This is a genomic window from Zobellia uliginosa (assembly GCF_018860745.1).
Taxonomy (GTDB): domain Bacteria; phylum Bacteroidota; class Bacteroidia; order Flavobacteriales; family Flavobacteriaceae; genus Zobellia; species Zobellia uliginosa_B.
On sequence record NZ_JAHKPY010000015.1, the window covers coordinates 76653 to 99226 of the forward strand.

Annotated in this window: 23 protein-coding genes; 8 read left to right on the forward strand and 15 right to left on the reverse strand. The window is 37.8% G+C overall.

Annotated features, from left to right (window positions below):
• Positions 1 to 4 precede the first annotated feature (4 nt).
• Genes murD through mraZ form a run of 7 tightly spaced genes read right to left on the reverse strand, consistent with a single transcriptional unit; the run spans position 5 to position 7783 of the window.
• Positions 5 to 1339 (reverse strand): UDP-N-acetylmuramoyl-L-alanine--D-glutamate ligase, encoded by a 1335-nt coding sequence (gene murD, locus KO521_RS19770; protein ID WP_215941645.1) that lies wholly within the window; start codon positions 1337 to 1339, stop codon positions 5 to 7.
• A gap of 1 nt (position 1340) precedes the next feature.
• A complete protein-coding gene (gene mraY, locus KO521_RS19775; RefSeq protein WP_215941646.1) occupies positions 1341 to 2561 on the reverse strand; it encodes a phospho-N-acetylmuramoyl-pentapeptide-transferase in 1221 nt (406 codons plus the stop codon).
• Positions 2562 to 2598: 37 nt separating this feature from the next.
• Positions 2599 to 4062, reverse strand: a complete 1464-nt coding sequence (locus KO521_RS19780) for a UDP-N-acetylmuramoyl-L-alanyl-D-glutamate--2,6-diaminopimelate ligase (RefSeq protein ID WP_215941647.1) — start codon at positions 4060 to 4062, stop codon at positions 2599 to 2601.
• Positions 4059 to 6065, reverse strand: a complete 2007-nt coding sequence (locus KO521_RS19785) for a penicillin-binding protein (RefSeq protein WP_215941648.1) — start codon at positions 6063 to 6065, stop codon at positions 4059 to 4061. Before KO521_RS19785 ends, KO521_RS19780 begins: the two co-directional genes overlap by 4 nt.
• The gene (locus KO521_RS19790) at positions 6065 to 6391 is read right to left on the reverse strand and encodes an FtsL-like putative cell division protein (RefSeq protein WP_215941649.1); all 327 of its coding nucleotides are present in this window, start codon (positions 6389 to 6391) and stop codon (positions 6065 to 6067) included. The genes KO521_RS19785 and KO521_RS19790 overlap by 1 nt, the downstream gene beginning before the upstream one ends.
• 35 nt (positions 6392 to 6426) lie before the next feature.
• Positions 6427 to 7332, reverse strand: a complete 906-nt coding sequence (gene rsmH / locus KO521_RS19795; RefSeq protein ID WP_215941650.1) for a 16S rRNA (cytosine(1402)-N(4))-methyltransferase RsmH — start codon at positions 7330 to 7332, stop codon at positions 6427 to 6429.
• The gene (mraZ, locus tag KO521_RS19800; protein WP_215941651.1) at positions 7310 to 7783 is read right to left on the reverse strand and encodes a division/cell wall cluster transcriptional repressor MraZ; all 474 of its coding nucleotides are present in this window, start codon (positions 7781 to 7783) and stop codon (positions 7310 to 7312) included. The genes rsmH and mraZ overlap by 23 nt, the downstream gene beginning before the upstream one ends.
• Before the next feature lie 254 nt (positions 7784 to 8037).
• Between mraZ and KO521_RS19805 the strand changes: the two genes are divergently transcribed.
• Both KO521_RS19805 and yihA read left to right on the forward strand, forming a co-directional pair.
• Positions 8038 to 8802, forward strand: a complete 765-nt coding sequence (locus KO521_RS19805) for an alpha/beta fold hydrolase (protein ID WP_215941652.1) — start codon at positions 8038 to 8040, stop codon at positions 8800 to 8802.
• A 33-nt stretch (positions 8803 to 8835) separates the two neighbouring features.
• Positions 8836 to 9453 carry a ribosome biogenesis GTP-binding protein YihA/YsxC gene (gene yihA, locus KO521_RS19810; RefSeq protein ID WP_215941653.1) on the forward strand — a complete coding sequence of 206 codons (618 nt, stop codon included), beginning with the start codon at positions 8836 to 8838 and terminating at the stop codon, positions 9451 to 9453.
• A 1-nt stretch (position 9454) separates the two neighbouring features.
• On the opposite strand, the gene KO521_RS19815 is transcribed toward yihA, so the two are convergent.
• Positions 9455 to 9829 carry a GTPase gene (locus KO521_RS19815; protein WP_215941654.1) on the reverse strand — a complete coding sequence of 125 codons (375 nt, stop codon included), beginning with the start codon at positions 9827 to 9829 and terminating at the stop codon, positions 9455 to 9457.
• Positions 9830 to 9872: 43 nt separating this feature from the next.
• Between KO521_RS19815 and bla the strand changes: the two genes are divergently transcribed.
• A complete protein-coding gene (gene bla, locus KO521_RS19820) occupies positions 9873 to 10619 on the forward strand; it encodes a subclass B1 metallo-beta-lactamase (protein ID WP_289846501.1) in 747 nt (248 codons plus the stop codon).
• 38 nt (positions 10620 to 10657) lie between these two features.
• Entirely contained in the window at positions 10658 to 11371 is a 714-nt protein-coding gene (locus tag KO521_RS19825; protein WP_215941656.1) for a pirin family protein, read from the forward strand.
• A gap of 7 nt (positions 11372 to 11378) precedes the next feature.
• Here the strand turns inward: KO521_RS19825 and gldC are convergent, their stop codons facing one another.
• Both gldC and gldB read right to left on the reverse strand, forming a co-directional pair.
• On the reverse strand, positions 11379 to 11711 hold the full coding sequence (gldC, locus tag KO521_RS19830) for a gliding motility protein GldC (protein ID WP_215941657.1): 333 nt from the start codon (positions 11709 to 11711) through the stop codon (positions 11379 to 11381).
• 1 nt (position 11712) lies between these two features.
• A complete protein-coding gene (gene gldB, locus KO521_RS19835; protein ID WP_252730135.1) occupies positions 11713 to 12714 on the reverse strand; it encodes a gliding motility lipoprotein GldB in 1002 nt (333 codons plus the stop codon).
• A gap of 53 nt (positions 12715 to 12767) precedes the next feature.
• Between gldB and nadE the strand changes: the two genes are divergently transcribed.
• A complete protein-coding gene (gene nadE / locus KO521_RS19840; RefSeq protein ID WP_215941658.1) occupies positions 12768 to 13556 on the forward strand; it encodes an NAD(+) synthase in 789 nt (262 codons plus the stop codon).
• A 169-nt stretch (positions 13557 to 13725) separates the two neighbouring features.
• A complete protein-coding gene (locus KO521_RS19845; protein WP_215941659.1) occupies positions 13726 to 14355 on the forward strand; it encodes a response regulator in 630 nt (209 codons plus the stop codon).
• Positions 14356 to 14441: 86 nt separating this feature from the next.
• Here the strand turns inward: KO521_RS19845 and dnaG are convergent, their stop codons facing one another.
• Positions 14442 to 16421, reverse strand: a complete 1980-nt coding sequence (gene dnaG, locus KO521_RS19850; RefSeq protein WP_215941660.1) for a DNA primase — start codon at positions 16419 to 16421, stop codon at positions 14442 to 14444.
• Between the two features lie 170 nt (positions 16422 to 16591).
• On the opposite strand from dnaG, the gene KO521_RS19855 reads away from it, so the two are divergent.
• Positions 16592 to 17017: a hypothetical protein gene (locus tag KO521_RS19855; protein WP_215941661.1), complete on the forward strand. Its 426-nt coding sequence runs from the start codon at positions 16592 to 16594 to the stop codon at positions 17015 to 17017.
• A gap of 53 nt (positions 17018 to 17070) precedes the next feature.
• Positions 17071 to 17679, forward strand: coding sequence for a hypothetical protein (locus tag KO521_RS19860; protein ID WP_215941662.1), 609 nt, complete (start codon positions 17071 to 17073; stop codon positions 17677 to 17679).
• A gap of 105 nt (positions 17680 to 17784) precedes the next feature.
• Here KO521_RS19860 and KO521_RS19865 read toward each other — a convergent pair whose 3' ends face one another.
• From KO521_RS19865 to KO521_RS19880, 4 genes are all read right to left on the reverse strand, one after another.
• Positions 17785 to 18762 (reverse strand): polyprenyl synthetase family protein, encoded by a 978-nt coding sequence (locus tag KO521_RS19865; RefSeq protein WP_215941663.1) that lies wholly within the window; start codon positions 18760 to 18762, stop codon positions 17785 to 17787.
• 180 nt (positions 18763 to 18942) lie between these two features.
• Entirely contained in the window at positions 18943 to 19983 is a 1041-nt protein-coding gene (rlmN, locus tag KO521_RS19870) for a 23S rRNA (adenine(2503)-C(2))-methyltransferase RlmN (RefSeq protein WP_215941664.1), read from the reverse strand.
• Between the two features lie 84 nt (positions 19984 to 20067).
• A complete protein-coding gene (gene queA, locus KO521_RS19875) occupies positions 20068 to 21117 on the reverse strand; it encodes a tRNA preQ1(34) S-adenosylmethionine ribosyltransferase-isomerase QueA (protein WP_215941665.1) in 1050 nt (349 codons plus the stop codon).
• 171 nt (positions 21118 to 21288) lie between these two features.
• Positions 21289 to 22518 (reverse strand): 3-phosphoshikimate 1-carboxyvinyltransferase, encoded by a 1230-nt coding sequence (locus tag KO521_RS19880; protein WP_215941666.1) that lies wholly within the window; start codon positions 22516 to 22518, stop codon positions 21289 to 21291.
• Positions 22519 to 22574 lie beyond the last annotated feature (56 nt).

Here is a 22574-nt window from a genome sequence, read left to right on the forward strand (position 1 = left end):
GGTATTATAATGACTTAACTGCCGCTTTGAATTGATCGCCACGGTCTTCATAATTTTTAAATAAATCAAAACTTGCACACGCCGGTGACAATAAAACCGTATCACCACGCTCTGCAATCTTGTAAGCTACTTTTACAGCTTCTTCCATAGCAAAAGTTTCAACCATGAGATCTACCACATTGCCAAAGGCATCTTTAATTTTTTCATTATCCAAGCCCAAACAAACTATGGCCTTTACCTTCTCGCGCACCAATGGCATCAATTCTTTGTAATCGTTTCCTTTGTCCTGTCCACCAACAATCCAAACGATAGGCGTTTTAACGCTATCCAATGCATAGAACACAGAATTTACATTCGTAGCCTTAGAATCGTTTATGTATTGTACATGGTGTATTTTAAGTACGTTCTCCAATCTATGCGGTGCTCCTTGAAAGTTGGCAATACTCTCACGTATAGATGCTTTTCTAATGCCTACTAATTTTGCCGCAGTCATTGCTGCCATGCTATTTTTTAAATTGTGTTTTCCTTCTAGGGCTAATGTCTCTTTTGTCATTTTCAGTGTCTCGTTAGTTAGGTTCAGTATTATGTTGTTGTTCTGTAAACACGCTCCTTCTTCCAGCTCTCGTTTTATAGAAAAAGGAAGCAGTTTTGATTTAACGGGGTGCTTTTTAAGCCATGCAACGATCACTGGATCGTCTGCATCATATATTAAAAAATCGTCTTCGGTTTGGTTCTTCGCTATGCGGAATTTTGAAGCGACATAATTTTCAAATTTATAATCATATCGATCTAAATGATCCGGAGTGATATTCGTTAGAATAGCGATATGCGGTCTAAAATCCACAATACCATCCAATTGAAAACTGCTGATTTCCAAAACGTAGAAATCAAAATCGTTTTCAGCTACCATTTTGGCATAACTATCACCTATGTTCCCTGCCATTCCCACATTTGCACCACCTTCTTTTAAAAGGTGATTTGCCAACATGGTAGTAGTGGTCTTTCCATTGCTTCCTGTAATTCCAATTAAAGTGGCATCTGTATATTTTGATGCGAATTCAATCTCTGAAATAACAGGAATTGTTTTTGCATGCAATGCCTTTACCAATGGAACAGTATCCGGTATACCCGGACTCTTCATTACCAAGTCTGCATTTAGAATCTTTGCTTCCGTATGCTTTTCGGCCTCCCAGTCAATATCAAGATGTTCAAGAACGTTTTTATATTTTTCCTTTATTTTACCACTATCGGACACAAAAACTTCGTATCCTTTTTGTTTTCCCAAGATGGCAGTACCTACGCCACTTTCACCTCCTCCTAAAATCACCAACCTCTTCATCTTATCTTACTTTCAAAGTGACAACGGTAATAACCGCTAAAAGAATGGCCACAATCCAAAACCGCGTTACTATTTTACTCTCGTGATAGCCCTTTACTTGATAATGGTGATGTACAGGTGACATGAGGAAAACACGTTTACCTTCTCCAAATTTTTTCTTGGTATACTTGAAATACCCTACTTGTACTATAACCGATAGCGACTCCGCAAAGAAGATTCCACACAAAACGGGAATCAATAATTCTTTCCTAATGATAATGGCGATTACCGCGATAATTCCCCCTATGGTTAAACTTCCCGTATCTCCCATAAAAACCTGTGCCGGAAAAGCGTTGTACCATAGAAAGCCTACTAGAGCACCCACAAAAGCCGTAATAAATACAACTAGTTCTCCTGAGTTGGGAATAAACATGATATCCAGATAATCCGAAAAAATAACGTTACCGGAAACCCAAGCAAAAATGCCAAGTGTAAATACGATAATTGCAGAAGTACCTGCCGCCAAACCATCTATACCATCTGTAAGGTTAGCTCCGTTAGATACCGCTGTTACAATTAGAATTACAATTGGTATAAATATTAACCAAGCATAATCCCTAGCGCTCTCTCCTGCCCATCCAATAAAATCAGCATAATCCAATTCATTGTTTTTGGTAAAAGGAATGGTGGTACGTACAGATTTAACTTCTTTCCCGACCACTTCTTTTACTTCTAGTTGTTCTGTAATGATACTACCTGTATCTTCTCTCATCGTAACCCCTGGATGAAAATACAGTGTAGCTCCAACCCCAAGACCTAAGACCACTTGTCCTAAAACCTTAAACCTACCTTTTAGCCCTTCTTTATCTTTCTTGAACACTTTAATGTAATCATCGGCAAAACCAATGAAACCCATCCAAAGCGTGGTAACAATCAATAGTATGATGTAAATATTGTCTAGCTTGGCCAATAACAACACTGGAATAAGTGTTGCCATAATAATGATGAGCCCACCCATTGTAGGTGTACCCGCTTTTTGCTTCTGCCCTTCCAAACCAAGGTCACGCACACTTTCGCCAATTTGCTTCTTTTGAAGAAAAAGAATGATACGCTTACCATATACCGTGGCGATCAATAGGGAAAATAAAATAGCCATTGCCGCCCTAAAGGTGGTGAACTGAAATAAGCTCGCCCCTGGCAACTGGTATTGTTTCTCTAAATATTCAAATAGGTAGTATAGCATCTTTTAAGCTTCTAGTCTTTTATTCCTTCGGTCTTTGTTATTTATCCAAACTCTTTAAAACGTCTTGTACCATTTCAAAATCATCAAAATGAATACGTTTTCCGTTGGTCTCTTGATAGGTCTCATGACCTTTACCCGCAATGAGTATAATATCATCGGCATTTGCCAGTTGACATGCTGTTTTTATAGCCTGCTCTCTATTTTCTATGGATAAGATTTTCTTTACATTCTGTGGCTCCACACCTTCTTCCATCTCCGTAATTATGGCTGATGGCGATTCACTCCTAGGATTATCAGAAGTAAAAATGGCCTGATTGCTCATCTCCGAAGCAATATGACCCATTACCGGACGCTTAGATCTGTCTCTATCGCCACCACACCCCACAACGGTGATGACGTTTTCATTTCCAGTTCTCAATGTGCTGATTGTTTCCAGAACATTTTTTAGCGCATCCGGCGTATGGGCATAATCCACTATGGCAGTAATCTTTTTACTTGAAATAAAATATTGAAAACGACCGTCTACATTCTCTAACTCACTCAGCAACCTTAAGGTCTCTAAGGTTTCCATACCCAATAAATCCGCAGTGGCGAAAATGGCCAGCACATTGTAGGCGTTAAAATGCCCTATTAACCTGGACCAAAGTTCATGGTCATTTATTTTTAATAAAGTGCCGTTAAACTGACTTTCCAAAACTTGCGCACGATAGTCCGCATAGGTTCTAAGAGCATATGTATACTTCTTTGCCTTTGTATTTTGAAGCATTACCGCTCCATTCTTATCATCACTATTGGAAATTGCAAAAGCAGTTTTCGGCAATTGATCAAATAATATTTTTTTTGTATCCCTATACTCCGCAAACGTTTTGTGGTAATCTAAATGATCATGGGAAAGGTTAGTGAAAATCGCTCCTTCAAAGACCAACCCTTGTGTTCTTTTCTGATGAATACCATGGGAACTCACTTCCATAAAGCAAAACTCTACACCCGCCTCGTTCATAAGGAACAAATGCTCGTTTATGGTCAAAGCATCTGGAGTAGTATGACTTGTAGCATGCTCCTCTTCATCTACCATTATCTTAATAGTGGACAGTAGACCTACTTTATAGCCAGCTTTTTTAAACAACTGATAAAGCAAACTAGATATGGTAGTCTTACCATTGGTCCCCGTAACACCAACTAGCTTAAGGTTCTTAGAAGGATTACCATAATAGTTAGATGCCATCATAGCCAAAGCCGTATTGCCATCTTTTACTTCCACATACGTAACCCCATCTATAATTTGCTCAGGTAATGTCTCGCAAACAATGGCTTTTGCACCAAGATCAATGGCTTTTGCAATGTATAAATGGCCATCCGTTATTGTGCCTTTGACAGCTACAAAAACATCATCCATCTTCACCTTTCTAGAGTCAAAACAAATGGCATCCACCAATACATTGGTGGAACCGATTACATCGGTCAGGCTTGCACCGAACAATATGTCTTTTAGCAATTTCACGATAACTCTAGTGTAATTTTTTTGGTATCCTTAATGTCCGTTCCCTGAGAAACCGACTGTCTTTTAACTTTTCCATTGCCTCTTACTTCTACTTGTATACCGAGGTTTTCAAGTATAGAGATAGCATCCATACCGCTCATACCTTTCACATTTGGCACTTGCTTATAGTTCTTTTGGGCTTCGGCATAATATCTTTGATACGATTTATCCAATCGCTGATCCTTTACCTTTTCCATATCTATTTCATCTACCAAAGGAGATGTGGCATATACCTTTTGCGCTACAGATTTAAACACGGGCCCCGAAACATCGGCACCGTAATAGCCAACACTTTTATCTGGCTCATGAATCACCACAATACATGAGTACTTAGGATTCTCCGCAGGAAAATAACCTGCAAAAGAAGAAATGTATTTTAACTTGTCCGGATCCTTGGACACATAATTCTTTTGTGCTGTACCCGTTTTACCTGCCATTGAAAAATTAGGCGAATACAAACCATGACCCGTTCCGTATTTTTTCTCTACTACATTCTTCAATAACTGCTGAACCTTGGATGCCGTTTCCTTGGAACACACCGCACTATTGATAACCTCTTTATCGAATTTCTGAATCGTACGATCCCATTCTTTCACCTCCTTTATTAATCTTGGTTTCACCATTTCACCATCATTGGCAATGGCATTATAGAAGGTTAAAACTTGCAAAGGTGTCATTGAAACTTCATAACCGTGAGACATCCAAGCCAATGAGATTCCTGACCAACCCTTATCCCCAGGAAACCTAATAACAGGCTCACCTTCGCCTTTTATGGGCAAATCAAGCTTCTTATTCAAGTTCATGCTCATTAAGCGGTTTACATATTTTTCAGGGTCGTTCTTGTAATTGTTATGTATCATTTTTGCAAAAGCCGTGTTAGAGGAAACCTCAAAAGCATGACCCGCAGAAATTTTACCGTACCCGCCCCATTTGGAATCTTTTACAATTCTGTCATAGATTTTCCATCGTCCTTTTTCCGTATCAAGAACCGAACTGGTATCAATTACTTTATCCTCAAGCGCAGCTACCATTGACATTAACTTAAAAGTAGAACCCGGTTCACTAGATTCTCCAACAGCGTAATTTAAACGTTCATAATATTTACCGGCTTCCGTTCTTCCCAAGTTAGAAATGGCTTTCACTTCTCCGGTTTCAGTCTCCATAACAATAACACAGCCGTGATCCGCCTTATAATGCTCTAACTGCCCTAGCAAAGCGTGGTGGGCGATATCTTGAATATTAATATCGATGGTTGACACCAAATCATATCCATCTTTAGGCTCTACGATATTCTCCCACCCGATTGGCTTCCACTGTCCTTTAGCAATTTTTTGTTTCAATCTTTTTCCTTGAACTCCTCTCAAATACTCTCCATACGCTCTTTCCAAACCCACTCCGGAATAGTACCCTTCATCATCTACATTCTCATACCCTACACTACGTTCCGCAATTTTTCCCAACGGATGTTCTCTAACCGTTTTTTGCTCAATGATCAACCCGCCCTTATACGGACCTTTATTGAACAGCGGAAAATCCTTTACGGTGATATATTCTGAATAATCCAGGTTTCTAGCAATTAGCGCATACCTATTTTTATTCACTTTTGCCTTTCTCAATAGCTTCTGATAGTGAGAAGAAGGCTTACCCAACATTTTTGAAAGTGAATTGGACAATGGAATGATATTTTTACCGAAATCCGCATCACTAACCGTAACCGCATCAAAACGGATGGTATAACGAGACACGGAAGTCGCCAAAAGACTTCCATCATCCGAATACAAATTACCACGATTGGGCGCAATAGTGAACATCTTTTCAGTACGTTCCATAGCCAAAGCCTTGTACTTATCGCCTTGTGCAAACTGTATGTTCACTAATTTGAACAGTACCGCTACGGCGAATAGAAACATGAACGCTGTTACAACGTACAACCGGGTCAATATGCTTTTTTCGGTTACAGCCACTAATCCTCTATCTTCTTTGATTTAACTTTTATTTGCTTAGGTGGTACTTGCGATGGAAACAATCCTTTTTCTGCAACAATATTCATTACCGTAGACTCTAACTTTAACTGCTGAACATCTGACCGCGCATCTACAAACTCATTACGAAGCTCTTTTACCTCTTCGTTCAAAGCTGCTATTTGATGCACCTTTTTATCCGCACTATGCGAGCTCCCGATCATTACGGTAGCAAGAAAAGAAGTGAAAATGATGAACAACCAGTTTTTGGGTGCATCATCGCTCACCAAAAACCTACCTTTAAGTATGTTCAACAATCCTTTTTTCATATTTTTTCTCTCTTTTCCCAATTTTAACTTCAACCTTATATGCGCTCCGCAATTCTTAACTTGGCACTTCGTGCTCTATTGTTCTCTGCTATTTCTTCTCTGGACGGCACGATAAGCGGACCAACCTTTTTAAAAGGAACATCTATATTTCCATAGAAATCCTTTTCGGCTTCACCCTCAAACTGACCTTCTCTGATAAACCGTTTTACCAAGCGGTCTTCTAAGGAATGGTAACTTATAATGCTTAACCTTCCACCAACATCTAATAAATTAGGTGTTTGCAGCAAAAACTCCTCTATTACCGCAATCTCTTGATTAACCTCTATTCTAATGGCCTGATAAATCTGAGCCAGTATCTTATGTTCTTTAGCATTTGGCAAAAAAGACCTTAACACTTCTTTTAATCGATCCGTGGTCTTAATTGCTTCTTCTTCCCGTTTTGATAAAATGGTCTTTGCCATTGCATTTGCATTTCTTAAATCTCCATATTGAAAAAGTACCCGTCTTAAATCATCATAATTGTAAGTGTTGACCACTTCATATGCGGATAAAAGATTTCTTTTGCTCATACGCATATCCAAATCCGCTTCAAAACGTGTAGAAAACCCACGTTCCGCTTTATCAAACTGATGTGACGATACTCCGTAATCCGCCAAAATTCCATCTACTTTTCGAATCCCATGAAATTTTAAGAACTGAGTGATATACCTAAAATTTTCATTGATCAAAGTAAACCGTGGATCACCCAAAGTATTCGCAAGTGCATCTTCATCTTGATCAAAAGCAAACAGTTTTCCTTCGCTACTTAATTGTTTCAATATATGTTTGGAATGTCCGCCACCACCAAAAGTGACATCAACATATACTCCATCTTTCTTTATATTGAGCCCGTCTACCGACTCCTCTAACAAAACCGGATTATGATACATAGCTTTCGTCATCTCCGTCATCTCCCATTACCTCTTCTGCTAATTCGGCAAAATCCTCTGCGGTTTCCTCTAATACTTTTTCATAACTATCCTTGTCCCATATTTCAATAATGTTGATTGCCGAACTTAAAACCACCTCTTTAGCAATATTTGCAATCGCTACTAGGTTTTTAGGAATCAACATTCTTCCAGTGGCATCAATTTCAATAACCTTTACACCAGCAGAAAAACGACGAATAAAATCATTGTTCTTTTTCTTGAAACGGTTTTTCTTGTTCATCTTCTCCATGAGCAGATTCCACTCCTCCATAGGATACAATTCCAAACAAGGCTGAAAAACAGATCTTTTGATAACAAAACTTTGATTCATAATAGGAGCCATCTGATTTTTTAGGGCAACTGGTATCATTACCCTACCTTTGGCATCGGCCTTACAATCGTATGTTCCAATGAAATTTATCACTTAAAAAAGCTGTTTTACAATACTATAACTCAAAACTACAAATTTTATTACCACATTTTACCACTAATTACCACTTTGTTAATAACTAGTGGCTTTTGGGCATAAATTATGGTCGATTTTTGGCCTGAAAAAAGGGTGTTTTTGCAGAGTGATGGAAAAATTATAGCCAATTCTCGCTTTATTGACTTATACTTGTATAACAGTCATAATAGGATTATGCCTATCTTTGACAAACAGACCAAGAAGCATCCTGAATGGAAGAAAATTTAATTAAGGAAGGAAAATTCCGGTATATAGAAATAGGCGAAGGTACCCCTATTATTATATTACACGGTCTTATGGGAGGGCTTAGCAATTTTCAAGGTGTTACCGAATATTTTCCCCCAAAAGGCTACAAAGTACTTATTCCAGAATTACCGATTTACGATATGCCAATGCTTAAAACAAACGTTAAGCAATTTGCAAAATTCCTAGCCAAGTTTATTGAGTTCAAAGGACTTAAAGACGTCATATTGTTAGGGAACTCTTTAGGAGGACACATTGGCCTGCTACATACAAAACTCTATCCAAAACTGGTAAAAGCTTTAATCATAACAGGAAGCTCAGGATTATACGAAAGCGCCATGGGAGACGGCTATCCTAGACGCGGCGACTATGAGTTTATTAAGAAAAAGGCCGAAGATGTTTTCTATGACCCTGCTATTGCTACTAAAGAAATTGTAGACGAGGTTTTTGCCACCGTAAACGATAGGTCCAAAATAATTAAAACACTGGCCATTGCCAAAAGTGCCATTCGCCATAACATGGCAAACGACCTTCCTAAAATGAATACTCCTACATGTATTATTTGGGGCAAGAATGATAGTGTTACACCTCCGGACGTGGCGGACCTATTTCATGAACTTTTACCGGATTCTGATTTGTATTGGATTGAAAAATGCGGTCATGCCCCTATGATGGAGCACCCCAATCAATTCAACGAGATTCTGGACAGCTGGTTGACCAAGCGTAAATTTTAGCATCTGCACTACCCTATTAAATAGTTTCTAAAGGTGAACATTAAAACGGCAAATTTTATAATCAGTAATACTGATGTGGCAAAATGCCCAAAAGAACCACTACCCGAATACGCCTTTATTGGCCGATCAAACGTAGGTAAGTCTTCTTTAATCAATAGCCTTACTGAAAGAAAAAGTCTTGCAAAGACTTCTGGCCGTCCTGGAAAAACTCAGCTGATCAATCATTTTAAGATAAATGAAAACTGGTTCTTAGTAGATTTACCAGGCTACGGCTACGCCCGTGTTTCCAAAAAGAGCAAAAGTACTTTTCAAAAATACATAACCGATTATTTTGTAAAGCGAGAGCAATTGGTTTGTGCCTTTGTTTTAGTTGATATACGACATGAGCCACAAAAAATAGACCTAGAGTTCATGGAGTGGTTGGGTGAGAACAATATTCCTTTCTGCATTATTTTCACGAAAGCAGATAAACTTAAACCAAAGGGTATTGAGAAGAATGTAAACAATTATATTACAGAATTACTGAATGGCGTTTGGGAAGAAGCACCACAGTATTTCATAACCTCATCCTCCAAAGGTTATGGCCGCGATGATGTGTTGGACTTTATAGACAACATTAACACAGATTTCTTTAAAGCCACTCAAAACTAAATTATACCCGCTCTTGAATAAGCTCTACAAGCGCTTCCGAATCCTCAATAGCATTCATTTCTTCAGTACCCACAAAAACTTCTAATCCGTTATTTGTTTGAGCAAGAATAATCGGAAAAGTAAATTTATTTCCAAATTTAGAGGCGTATTGCTTTTTGTATTCATCTTTATGCAGAAACTCCATTTCTAGATTGGTATTCTCCCTAAAACTTTTCCATACTTTATTCTCGGTAAAAACCCCAAAAGTGATATCGCACAAATTACAATCATAAGTACTGGGGCTCAAAATTTTATGAGCGCTATCTAACAATGAGTTTTTTAGGCCCGAGTCTGCATTGTAAATAAAAATGAGTTTTTGTATCTCTAAATCTTCCATAATCGCAAGGTAAAACTATATATTTATGTAATTAAAAAGAATAATGATCATGACCCATAAATCGCTGTTTGCAGTTCTGTTCCTAATTCTTATTCTCTTTGCCTGTAAGTCACAAAAACCAGATGTAACTTACAATAGTGACACCCTAAAAATCATTCCGGTTACCCAGAACAGCTATATTCATATCTCCTATCTACAGACCAATGATTTTGGAAAAGTACCCTGCAACGGCCTTATCTATATGAAGGATGACGAAGCTGTTGTTTTTGACACACCTGTTGACAATAAAACATCTAACGAGCTTATTAAATGGATTACCGAAACCAAAGCACACAGTATAAAAGGGGTTGTTATTAATCACTTTCATGATGATTGCCTTGGCGGTATAGAAGCCTTTCATCAATTGAACATACCATCTTACGCAAACAATAAAACCATAGTTCTAGCTCAAAAGGAAGGCAATCCTATTCCACAAATCGGTTTTGACAACGAAAACGAGATTACTATAGGAAATCAAAAAATCATAAACCGTTATTTTGGTGAGGCACATACCAAAGATAACATCGCTAGCTACATTCCAAGTGAAAACCTTCTTTTTGGGGGATGCTCTGTAAAATCAATAAATGCTACCAAAGGCTACCTAGGCGATGCTAATGTTGACGAATGGAGCAATACGATAGCCAAAATAAAAGCAACCTACCCTAATCTTGAAATTGTTGTTCCAGGACATGGAGATTATGGAAATAACGAGTTGCTGGATTACACGATATCGCTATTTAAAAAAGAATAAATGCAGATTGTATTATTAACTTAACCTGGTTACATTTCATGAAAACAACACTTCACAAAGCAGACACAAGAGGGCACGCCAACCACGGATGGCTAAATAGTTACCACACCTTTAGCTTTGGCAATTATCATAACCCAGAACGTATGAGTTTTGGCGTATTACGAGTTTTAAACGATGACGAAGTTGCTGCAGGAATGGGTTTTGGAACCCACGGACATAGCAATATGGAAATCATCTCTATTCCTTTAGAAGGTGATTTAGAACATAAGGACGATATGGGTAATACTACCATAATTCGTCAAGGAGACATCCAAGCCATGAGCGCGGGATCTGGCATACAACACAGCGAGAAAAACAAGAGCGGAGATGCCCAGGTAAAGTTCCTACAGATTTGGATTCTTCCTAAAACCGCAAATGTTACGCCCCGTTATGACCAAATAACACTTACTCCTAATCGTTTAAAGAATCAATTGCACCAGATCGTATCTCCAAATGCCGATGATGAGGGCATTTGGATACATCAAAATGCATGGTTCCTATTAGGGGAATTTGACAAGGACTTAGTAAAAACCTATATACTTAAAAATAATGCCAATGGAGTTTACATCTTCCTATTAGAAGGTAAGTGCATTGCGAATAATGTTTCCTTAGAAAAAAGAGATGGTCTAGGGATTGAAGATACAGACCATATTGATTTCACTTTTATTGAAAATTCAAAAATACTACTAATGGAAGTACCGATGGCAAACTAAAAAAACTTTATTTCAAATCTAGCTTCTCTGCAAAATACGCACAGAAATCTTTCATTGTTGCCGTCATTTTTTCATCTTGCGTAGCTTTCATGAAAGTATCAGACAAAGAAACCAAAGTTTGGTGAAAGAAAACTTTCATTTCATCAACTGGCATATCTTTCGTCCAAAGGTCAATCTTTAGTGACTCCTGATTCTTACTGTCCCATACGGATAACAGCATTGCTTTGGCTTTTTCATTCTCTATCCCGCCATCTTGTGCGGACCAAGTAAGTTCTTCGGGCACCTGATTTTCATCTAAACCTACCTTTAATGTTATTTCTGAAGTATGAAGCTTTGCCATATTATTTTCTGGGTTTGTAATTTGATTTTTTAAATATTTCCTCTGCAGGTAAGTTCAGCATCTGCTGTATCGTTACCTCATTCTTAGCCATGAACGCCCGTACTATTTGCCGCCCTATGTAGCGCCCAATACGCCCTGGAGATTCATTATCCAGCTCTAATCCAAATTTTGAAAACGGAGCAGGGTCTAAAAACCTCCGTGCCAATGTATTATCGGTGCTGTAGAGATACTCACTCTCTATAAAATTGCGCCATATAGCTTGCTCATTGGCTTCTGACCAGACGAGCTGCTCCTCTGAATAGTTTATTTTTTGGGCATCCGATGCTAATGGCAATAGTTTGTCCTTCAAGTAAAGTTCCTTGCCATAATACACAAGCTGAGCTAAAAATGTGCGTTCTTGAGGCCTGGGCACAACCTTTTTAGCAAAAGCACCAGCAACATCTACATCTATATATTGCCTGTCTAAATCAGCACTTATATATTTTTGTATATCTCTATAAAACCTATGTTTCGGGCCCAAATAATTATCCAAACCAATCAACAACAGACTATCCGTAAGAATCACGCGATTGCTATAATCTACATCTGATATTACAGTTACTACTTTAGGTGATTCAAATTTTGGGAAGTAATACTTAATATGCTGAAAAAGGAGTTTCAGGGATTGTTCTTCTTGAGAAAAATCCGAAAATTCCTTTTCTACCTCAAAAAGTAATTCCACCTGAATAGTATCTTTCATTTTAGCTACCCAAACACTATCTGCATATCTCTCTGGAAAGAGGTAAGGATATTTTCCTTTCAAAACGGAAAGATTCTCCGGTGTTGCAGCCGCAAATTCGGAATCAAACCTATCCACTTTTAAATCAATTTTAATATTCTTGACATCTTCAGACACCTTCGGACTCTGTTTGCATCCAAAAAACATGACCAAAATCGTAAAAATGGCCAAAAAGCCTATTTGTTTGCAAAGTAATTTCCGATACATTTCAATATTTAACTGCAAGGCATTATTTTTAAGGTCACAAAGTTAGTCGATTTAGACATAATGAACATCCTATGCAAACAGAAAAGGTAGTAGATCATATAGTAAACTGGTTAAAGGAATATGCGGCAAACGCAAAAATGAAAGGTTTTGTCATTGGAATATCAGGAGGAATCGACTCCGCAGTAACCTCTACGCTATGTGCTAAAACCGGTCTTAAGCTTATGTGCTTGGAAATGCCCATACACCAAGCGGAGAGTCAGGTATCTCGCGCATCACGACATATAGATTGGCTTCAAAAGAATTTTGACCAGGTAAAAAGACAACCTGTAAACCTTACCCCTGTATTTGATAGCCTTGTTGCTTCGCTTCCGACAGTAGACGACGAAGAAGAACGTTTTATGTCGTTAGCTAACACCAGAGCCCGTTTGCGCATGACAACCCTATATTATTTTGCAGCATTAGAAGGATATCTGGTAGCGGGCACTGGAAATAAGGTAGAAGACTTTGGTGTAGGATTTTACACCAAATATGGCGACGGAGGTGTGGATTTAAGTCCTATTGCCGATTTATTGAAAACACAAGTTTACGAGATTGCCAAGTATTTGAATATCAATACCGATATTCAAAAAGCAGCACCTACAGATGGCCTATGGGGAGACGACAGGACTGATGAAGATCAGATAGGAGCAAGTTATCCAGAATTAGAATGGGCAATGAAAATGCAGGATGAAGGAAAACTTTTGAGCGATTTTACTGGCAGAGAGAAGGAAGTCTTCTTAATTTATACCAAATTCAATTCTGCCAACCAGCACAAGATGAATCCGATACCTGTTTGCGAAATACCGCACGAGCTATTTTAGCAATATATCCATAAATACGGTAATCTAATCGAATAAATTCATAAAACAGGCCGTATTTATGAAAAAAACACCAGTTTTGTTTAAAGAATTAGATATTTAAACCTTACATTGCATGTCAGTATTTTAGACGGGCTAACGAGCGTTTATAATCTAGATTAAAACTATCAACATGATTAAAGTATTAATTGCAGACAACCATCCTATAATTAGAATGGGAGTGACAAATGTTCTTGAATCTGCTAATGGATTTGAAATGGTGGGAGCGGTATCCACCACTTCTGAGCTCTTCGAGAAATTGGAGAGTGTTAATCCTGATGTAGTAATGCTGGAGATGGACATTCCGGAAATTAACGGAATCGCCACGCTGCGAAAAATCAAAAAGGAACACCCTAGTGTAAAAGTATTAATGTATAGCGGTCAATCTGAAGACGTATATGCACTTAGTACAATTCGCGCAGGTGCCTTTGGATACCTTTCAAAAGCCTCAGACATAGACTACATCATAACAGCAGTTAAAAAAGTAAGCGAAGGCAATATGTTCATTACTAATGAACTTGCGCAGCGTTTGGCTTTTGACGAAGGTACCCAGAAACCAAGAAGGTTCTTTAGAAAACTTTCTACCCGTGAGGTTGAAGTACTTAAGTTATTAGCAAGCGGAAAGCGTAACAAAGATGTTGCCATCGGCTTGAACTTAAACGAAAAAACAGTGAGTACCTACAAGGCTCGTTTAATGAAGAAATTAAACGTAGACAATATGGTAGACCTTTTGCAACAAGCAAAAGCACTAGAACTTTATTAGAAAGTTTACATTCGTAACGTGTACCAACCCTGATGATTTCGTTAGGGTTTTTTTATGCCTAAAATTTAAATAGAACCAAACCGAGGTTAAGAAAACACACGGTTCAGTTTTTTGTTCAGTAATTTATTAAGTTGTAGATAGTTCATGATTTCCTCTAAGGTTTCCCTGTGGTCTTCCTGACTTTCCTTGGTATTGTCCTGCAATGCGGTCATACGTTTTTTAATAAGAAAACAACGCAAAGTTAAAATGGTCTCACTTACGAGCTGGGCCACCCCCACTTTCTTTTCTTTTGGGTAGATATCTTTTCTTTCCCAACTATGTAGTGCATATTTTTCTTCCTCCATTAAAATCGAGGATATTTCAGAGACCAATTGCTGGTCTAGACCACTTAAAAATGTACTAATGGAAAAGTCCGTATTCTGGTTCAGTGCTTCTATGAGCTTAGAGTATATCTGGCGGAACTGCTCGTTTGCCAACTCTATTTCATCATCCTGCAAATCCAAATATATTTTTTCGTAGACCTTGGCTTCTATAGATTCCGGTTCCAATACCAAATCTCCGGACTCACTCTCCTTAAGCACCAAATCCTCAAATTCTTCCTTTTCATTACCATATAATAAGAGTAGTTCTATAATTTTTCGCTCTAGTAAATACTGTACATCTACTTTTTGCTGCGGAGCTTCATTCTTAACAACATCAAAAGCCCTTTGATCCGGTTTTTGAGTCTTAGTCATATCCGAAGCGCCCTTTTTACCCATTTGCGCCAAAGTAGTGAACAACACCCCTTCTGACACCTTCATAATGTTAGCACACTCCTGAATATATATCTCCCGTTTTATGGCATCGGGTATTTTTGAGATACTTTGAATGATGTCTCTAACCGTATCCGCTCTCTTTATTGGATCATTGGCCGCTTCTTGCGCCAAAAGCCCCGCTTTGAACTGTATAAAATCTTGAGATTTCTCCTCTAAATAATGCTGTACGTCTTCTAGCGCGTTGTTTTTGGAAAAACTATCCGGATCCTCTCCTTCTGGAAAAGTACAGACCTTTACGTTCATTCCCTGCTCCAGTATCAAATCTATTCCGCGCAGAGATGCACGTAGACCGGCTGCATCCCCATCAAAAAGAACGGTTATGTTCTTTGTTAGCCTATTGATTAAGCGGATCTGTTCTGGCGTTAGAGCCGTACCACTAGAAGACACTACATTGTGAATTCCCCTCTGGTAAAACTGAATAACATCTGTATAGCCTTCTACCAAATAACAATTATCCTCTTTTGCTATGGATTGTTTGGCATGATAAATACCATAAAGCACTTTACTTTTATGGTAGATATCACTTTCTGGAGAGTTAAGGTATTTGGCAGCTTTTTTATCATTACCAAGAATACGTCCGCCAAAACCAAGAACCCTACCGCTCATAGAATGAATGGGAAACATTACCCTTCCTTTAAAACGATCAAATGTTCTGGGATTATTCGGGTTCTGCGTATCTTCCTTAACAATGGTCAGCCCTGTTTGCTCCAGGTACTTTAGCTTGTATCCTTTATCAAAAGCTGCTTTGGTAAAACCGTCCCATTGGTCAAGACAATAACCAAGATTGAATTTTTTAATGGTCTCTTCGGTAAAGCCCCTTTCTTTAAAATAACTAAGCCCTATGGCCTTACCTAATTCTGTATCCCACAGCATATGAGCAAAATGCTTCTGAGCGAATTCAGAAACCAAATACATACTTTCGCGCTCGTTCGCTTCTTGTTTTTGTTCGTCCGTGCGTTCTGTTTCCTCTATTTCAACATTGTACTTTTTGGCCAAATACTTAATGGCCTCTGGATAGGTAAAATGTTCATGCTCCATTAAGAATGCAACCACATTCCCTCCTTTGCCACTGCTAAAATCCTTCCAAATTTGTTTCACAGGAGAAACCATAAAGCTTGGTGATCTCTCATCAGAAAAAGGGCTAAGCCCTTTAAAGTTAGATCCTGATTTTTTCAATTGTACAAAGTCGCCAATAACCTCCTCTAAGCGGGCGCTCTCGTAAACTTTGTCAATGGTATTTTTTGAAATCAATTTTTGAAAATTTTAGATGGAAACAAGTCCAACAAAGATAAACAGAAAAGCGCTACCCCCTATTTTCAGTGATATCATTTTCGCTAGAGGAAGGGAATTTTAGCACAACCCATTTCCGCAACTTTGTCCTATAGATTTTTAACCCTTTTACAAACCTAAAAAACATAATTATGATCTGGGGAATTGCATTAGTTTTATTAAGTATCGTAGCAGTACCATCCTTATTACTTTCAAAAAAACCTAACGCCGCTGAGCTTCTTGAAAAAGTAGAACCCTACCAAGGATGGATTGGGATTATATTCTGCTTCTGGGGAATCTGGGGCATTGTTACAGCCGTTTTAAATTTAGGATGGCTAAGTACATCTCCTGTTTGGTGGACTACCTTTTTGGCAGGGAATCTAGTATCTGCAGGATTAGGTTTTATGCTAGGCTCTGGCCTAATCAACAAGCTATTTCTATCTAATAATGCCGCAGCAAGAGTTAAAGCGGAAGAATTGCGTGCCAAAATAGCACCAAAACAGGGAAAACTAGGCCTTTTGGGCATAGCCGTAGGTGCATGGATGATCGTCGCCTCTTTTTTATTCTCTGTAGTCTAAATGTTTAAAAACAAATCATTTAACATTTTAAGTAATCATTATAAAATAACATCATGAAAAAAGTAATTACAAGCATAACCCTATTAGTATTCTCTTTTATGACTTTTGCACAAAACAATTTCCAGAATAATATTAGTGTGACCGGTTCATATGAATATAACTTATCTCCCGAATACTCCAGCAAAATGATTGTGAGTTTGACTAATGTATATTACGACGCACAGACTATGAGCCTTGAAGAGGTTAAATCTGGTTACCTAGCGAAATTAGAGAAAGCAGGTATAAATAAAGACCTGCTATTAGAGAACGCTCTATACTACTCACTTTTAGGTTATGAAAAAGAAGGTACTGTTTATGAATTCAAAACAAAATCTCTTGAAGAAATGCAAAAATTTTTGAATGTAAAAGCTATGGGCGTAACGCGTTCGGACACCACATTAGAAGCTTTTATAGATAATGACCAATTAGCAAATTATGCCAAATTTGCTTTTGACGATGCAAAAGTTAAAGCCACTGCTATTGCCAACAAAATTGGAAGAAAGATTGGCAAAGCCATATACCTAAGTGATACCAATACACAGAAAATAACTGAGTCCATTTATTATGGGAATACAGACAAAAAAAGAATATACACTATATCCGTTTCCTTCGAGATGCTATAAACTAAGTTTAAGTACCTAAAAATATCCTTCGAAAGATTGCTCTTTAACAGTAATTTTTCGAAGGTTTTTTATATTGATAATCGTTAAGAGCGTACTATCTATAGGTTACTTCTTTCTATCTACCACATAGTTTACCATTAATTCAAGTGAATTTCTATATTCAGATTCAGGGTATGTAGACAATAATTTTAGAGCTTCCTCCTTAAATTGAAGCATTTTTTGAACAGCATAATCCAAGCCTCCATTATCCTTTACAAAAGCAATAACCTCTTTAACGCGCTTCTTATCTTTATTGTGGTTTTTTACGGAGTTGATAAGCCACTTTTTATCTTTTTTTGAACAAATATTAAGCGTATGAATTAAAGGCAGTGTCATTTTTTGCTCTTTAATATCAATTCCCGTGGGCTTACCTATCTTATCTTCACCATAATCAAATAGGTCGTCTTTTATCTGGAACGCCATTCCACAGAGCTCACCAAATTTACGAAAAGTCTCTACATCAGGAGATTTAGGCTGAACTGAACAAGCTCCTAAACTACAGCAAGCTGCTATTAGAGTTGCTGTTTTCTGACGAATTATATTGTAGTATACTTCTTCGGTTATATCTAACCTACGGGCTTTTTCAATCTGTAACAACTCGCCCTCACTCATTTCTCTTACTGCAACAGAAATAATTTTCAAAAGGTCAAAATCTTCATTATCTATGGACAGTAAAAGTCCTTTTGACAATAAATAATCGCCCACCAAAACGGCAATCTTATTTTTCCAGAGTGCATTTATAGAGAAAAAACCCCTGCGCTTATTACTTTCATCAACTACATCATCATGCACCAACGTAGCTGTATGAATGAGCTCTATTACCGATGCACCACGATAGGTACGCTCGTTAACCTTACCATTGTTAAGCATCTTGGCCGTAAGAAATACGAACATAGGCCGCATTTGTTTTCCCTTTCGGTTTACAATATAATACGTTATGCGGTTCAGTAGTGCCACTTTTGAGGACATTGCATCACGGAACTTCTCCTCGAAAAGTTCCATTTCGTGATTTACGGGCTCCTTTATTTGAGATACTATTTTCAAAAAAAATCGAGTTTTATCAGCTAAAAACTTTAGCGCATAAATTTAGGTAAAAAGAAAAGAGTACATCGTATGGTTACACTAGTATTCACAAAAAGGGTGAAAGATTAACCTATTACAATTGCTCGTATGAGAAATTTGCAAAAGTTACAACGAGGATAAAAGGCAAAAACTTTGCTGTTCCTATTGTTTGTTGGCAAGTTGACCACAGGCTGCATCAATATCCTTTCCGCGAGACCTGCGCACGGTTACAACAATACCATTTCTTTCCAACGTGTTTACGTACATATCAATGGCACTATTTGAAGCTTGTTGGAATTCCCCGTCATCTATGGGATTGTATTCAATGAGGTTCACTTTGGAAGGTGCGAATTTGCAAAAGCTTACCAATGCATCTGCATCCTTTTGAGCATCATTTATCCCCTGCCAAACCACATACTCATAAGTAATTCTACTTTTAGTCTTCGCGTACCAATACTCCAATGCCTCCCTAAGGTCCTTTAGGGTAAATGTAGCGTTAAAAGGCATTATAGATGTCCTAATTTCATCAATAGCAGAGTGTAATGAAACTGCGAGTTTAAATTTTACCTCGTCATCTGCCATTTTACGGATCATCTTAGGCACACCAGAAGTAGAAACTGTAATGCGCTTAGCAGACATTCCCAGACCTTCTGGAGAAGTAATCTTATCAATAGCCTTTAAAACGTTGTTGTAGTTCATTAGTGGCTCACCCATACCCATAAAAACAATATTGCTCAAGGGTTTATCAAAATACAAACGACTTTCGTTATCTATAGCAACCACCTGATCATAGATTTCATCAGGATTTAAGTTACGCATACGCTTTAAACGTGAGGTAGCACAAAATCTGCAATCAAGGCTACATCCTACTTGACTTGAAACACAGGCTGTAGTTCTAGTTTTTGTAGGAATAAGCACAGATTCAACCACCAAATCATCATGCAAGCGAACGGCATTCTTTATGGTGCCATCATTACTTCGTTGCATTTGATCTACCTTAATATAATTGATTACAAAGTTAGCTTCTAGCATATCTCTGGTTTCTTTTGAGATATTGGTCATACCCTCAAAAGAATGAGCCGATTTCTGCCATAACCACTCATACACTTGATTACCACGAAAAGCTTTATCCCCATTGGAAACAAAGAAATCACGCAATTGTTCTTTGGTAAGTGCCCGTATGTCCTTTTTTTGTGCCTTCACATTTTAGAAACTAAAAACCCTTCTATACTTTCAATAAAATATAAAGAAGGGTTTAAAAATTTATGATATTACCAGTTCGGTAAACTAGATTATTAGCATTGCATCACCATACGAATAGAACTTGTATTGCTCTAAAATGGCTTCTTTATATGCTTTCTTCATTAAATCATGACCTATAAAAGCAGATACCATCATCAACAATGTAGATTTAGGCAAGTGAAAGTTAGTCACCATACAGTTTGCTATACTAAAATCATAAGGAGGGAAAACAAATTTGTTCGTCCACCCGTCAAAAGTATTTAACGTATGATCTGAAGAAACAGCACTTTCAAGTCCACGCATTACTGTAGTACCCACAGCACAAATACGTTTCTTTCTTAATTTGGCACTGTTCACTACCTCTGTAGCTTTCTCATCTATAACAAGCTCTTCACTATCCATTTTGTGTTTAGACAAATCCTCAACCTCAACAGGATTGAATGTACCTAAACCAACGTGAAGCGTTACCTCAGCAAAATCCACGCCTTTTATTTCAAGACGCTTCAATAAGTGTTTTGAAAAGTGAAGACCTGCAGTTGGTGCTGCAACAGCACCTTCATGCTTTGCATAAATAGTCTGGTAGCGCTCTTCATCTTCCGGCTCTACATCTCTTTTTATGTACTTAGGTAATGGTGTTTGACCTAAATCACGCAATTTTCTTCTAAAGTCTAAATAAGATCCATCATAAAGAAAACGTAATGTTCTACCTCTAGATGTAGTATTATCAATAACTTCAGCTACCAACGTCTCGTCATCACCAAAGTATAATTTATTACCTATACGTATTTTACGGGCAGGATCAACAAGAACGTCCCAAAGGCGTTGCTCTTCATTTAATTCACGTAACAAAAACACTTCGATTCTTGCTCCGGTTTTTTCTTTATTACCGTACAAACGGGCTGGAAAAACCTTAGTGTTGTTCAAAACCATTACATCGCCTTCATCAAAATAATTGATAAGGTCTTTGAACATTTTATGCTCTATTTTTCCGGTTTCACGGTGAATAACCATCAATTTGGACTCATCCCTGTTTTCAGCAGGATATTCAGCCAATAGATTATCCGGTAATTCAAAATTGAAGTGCGATAGTTTCATCTATGAAATTTTGTTAAAAGTTTTGCGGTTGCAAATATACGATGTGCACATAGGGGTTGTCAAGTAAAACACAGATTATATTGATGCTTACCTTCTTACAATAGTAAATTAGCCTATGAAGATGACCTTAAAAAAACAAAAAATCATTTTAATATTCTGATTTAAAGAGGTTTAAACCGTTTTTGAAGAAAGACCCAATTTATCTAAATCTTTCCAAAAATCCGGGTAAGATTTTGATACCACCTCAGCATCGTTCACGTACAATGGCACTTTCATAGCCAAAGGTGCAAACGCCATGGCCATTCTATGATCGTTATAGGTATCAATGGCAACATCTACATTTATTTTATCCGATAATCCTATAGTTAGCTCTTTGTCTGTAACCGTAATATTAGCGCCTAATTTAGATAGTTCCGTATACAAGGCCTCCAATCTATCCGTTTCTTTAATTTTAAGCGTATGCAGACCAATTAAATGACATTCCATTTCCAAACCGAAACAAGTAACAGCAATGGTTTGTGCTATATCAGGAGCATTACTCAAATCAAATTGAACCTTCGTGGATTTTGGACCTTCAATTTTCTTAAGAACTACGTTATTTTCGCTGAACTTTGTTTCTACACCAAATTCAGTATACAATTCTTGAAGTACACTATCTCCTTGCAGACTATTATTTTTATAAGCTGATAAGGTAATTTCACTCCCAACATCACTTAACGCAATGATACTATAGAAATAAGAAGCAGAGCTCCAATCAGACTCTACAACTAAATTTACATTATCAACGGTTGACATAGAAGCCACTTTTATAGTGTTTCCCTCAAATGAATTCTTTACCCCTATTTGTGATAAAAGAGCCAGAGTCATTTTTATATACGGAACAGACGTTATCTTACCTACGAGTTCTAATTCCAATCCGTTTTCTAGACTTGGAGCCGTCAATAAAAGTGAAGAAATATATTGACTACTGATATTTGCAGGAAGACTAACTTTGCTTTTGCTTAGCTTCTTCCCTATTATACGAATGGGCGGGTAGCCATCATTTTTTTCGTAAGTAATATCAGCTCCTAAATCACGTAATGCCTCAACCAAAACCTTTACGGGTCTTTCCGTCATTCGCTGCGATCCCGTAAGTGTTACATCCTTGCCTTCTTGAGAAGCAAAATAACTAGTTAGGAAGCGCATTGCCGTACCTGCATGATGAATATCCACCAATCCTTTTTCTATCTTAAGCCCCTTTTGCATGACCTCTGCATCATCTGAGTTGGAAAGGTTATCAATGCTAATATTGGAGTACAGGGCCTGCAACAACAAAGAGCGGTTAGACTCGCTTTTTGAGCCTGTAATCTGAATATTATTATGCAATAGTTTATTAGATGGAGTGGATAGGTGTAGTTTCAAAAGCTGTTCTCTTTAAAGATTCTTAAACAAGATAGATTTTCTTCTAAATCTATCCA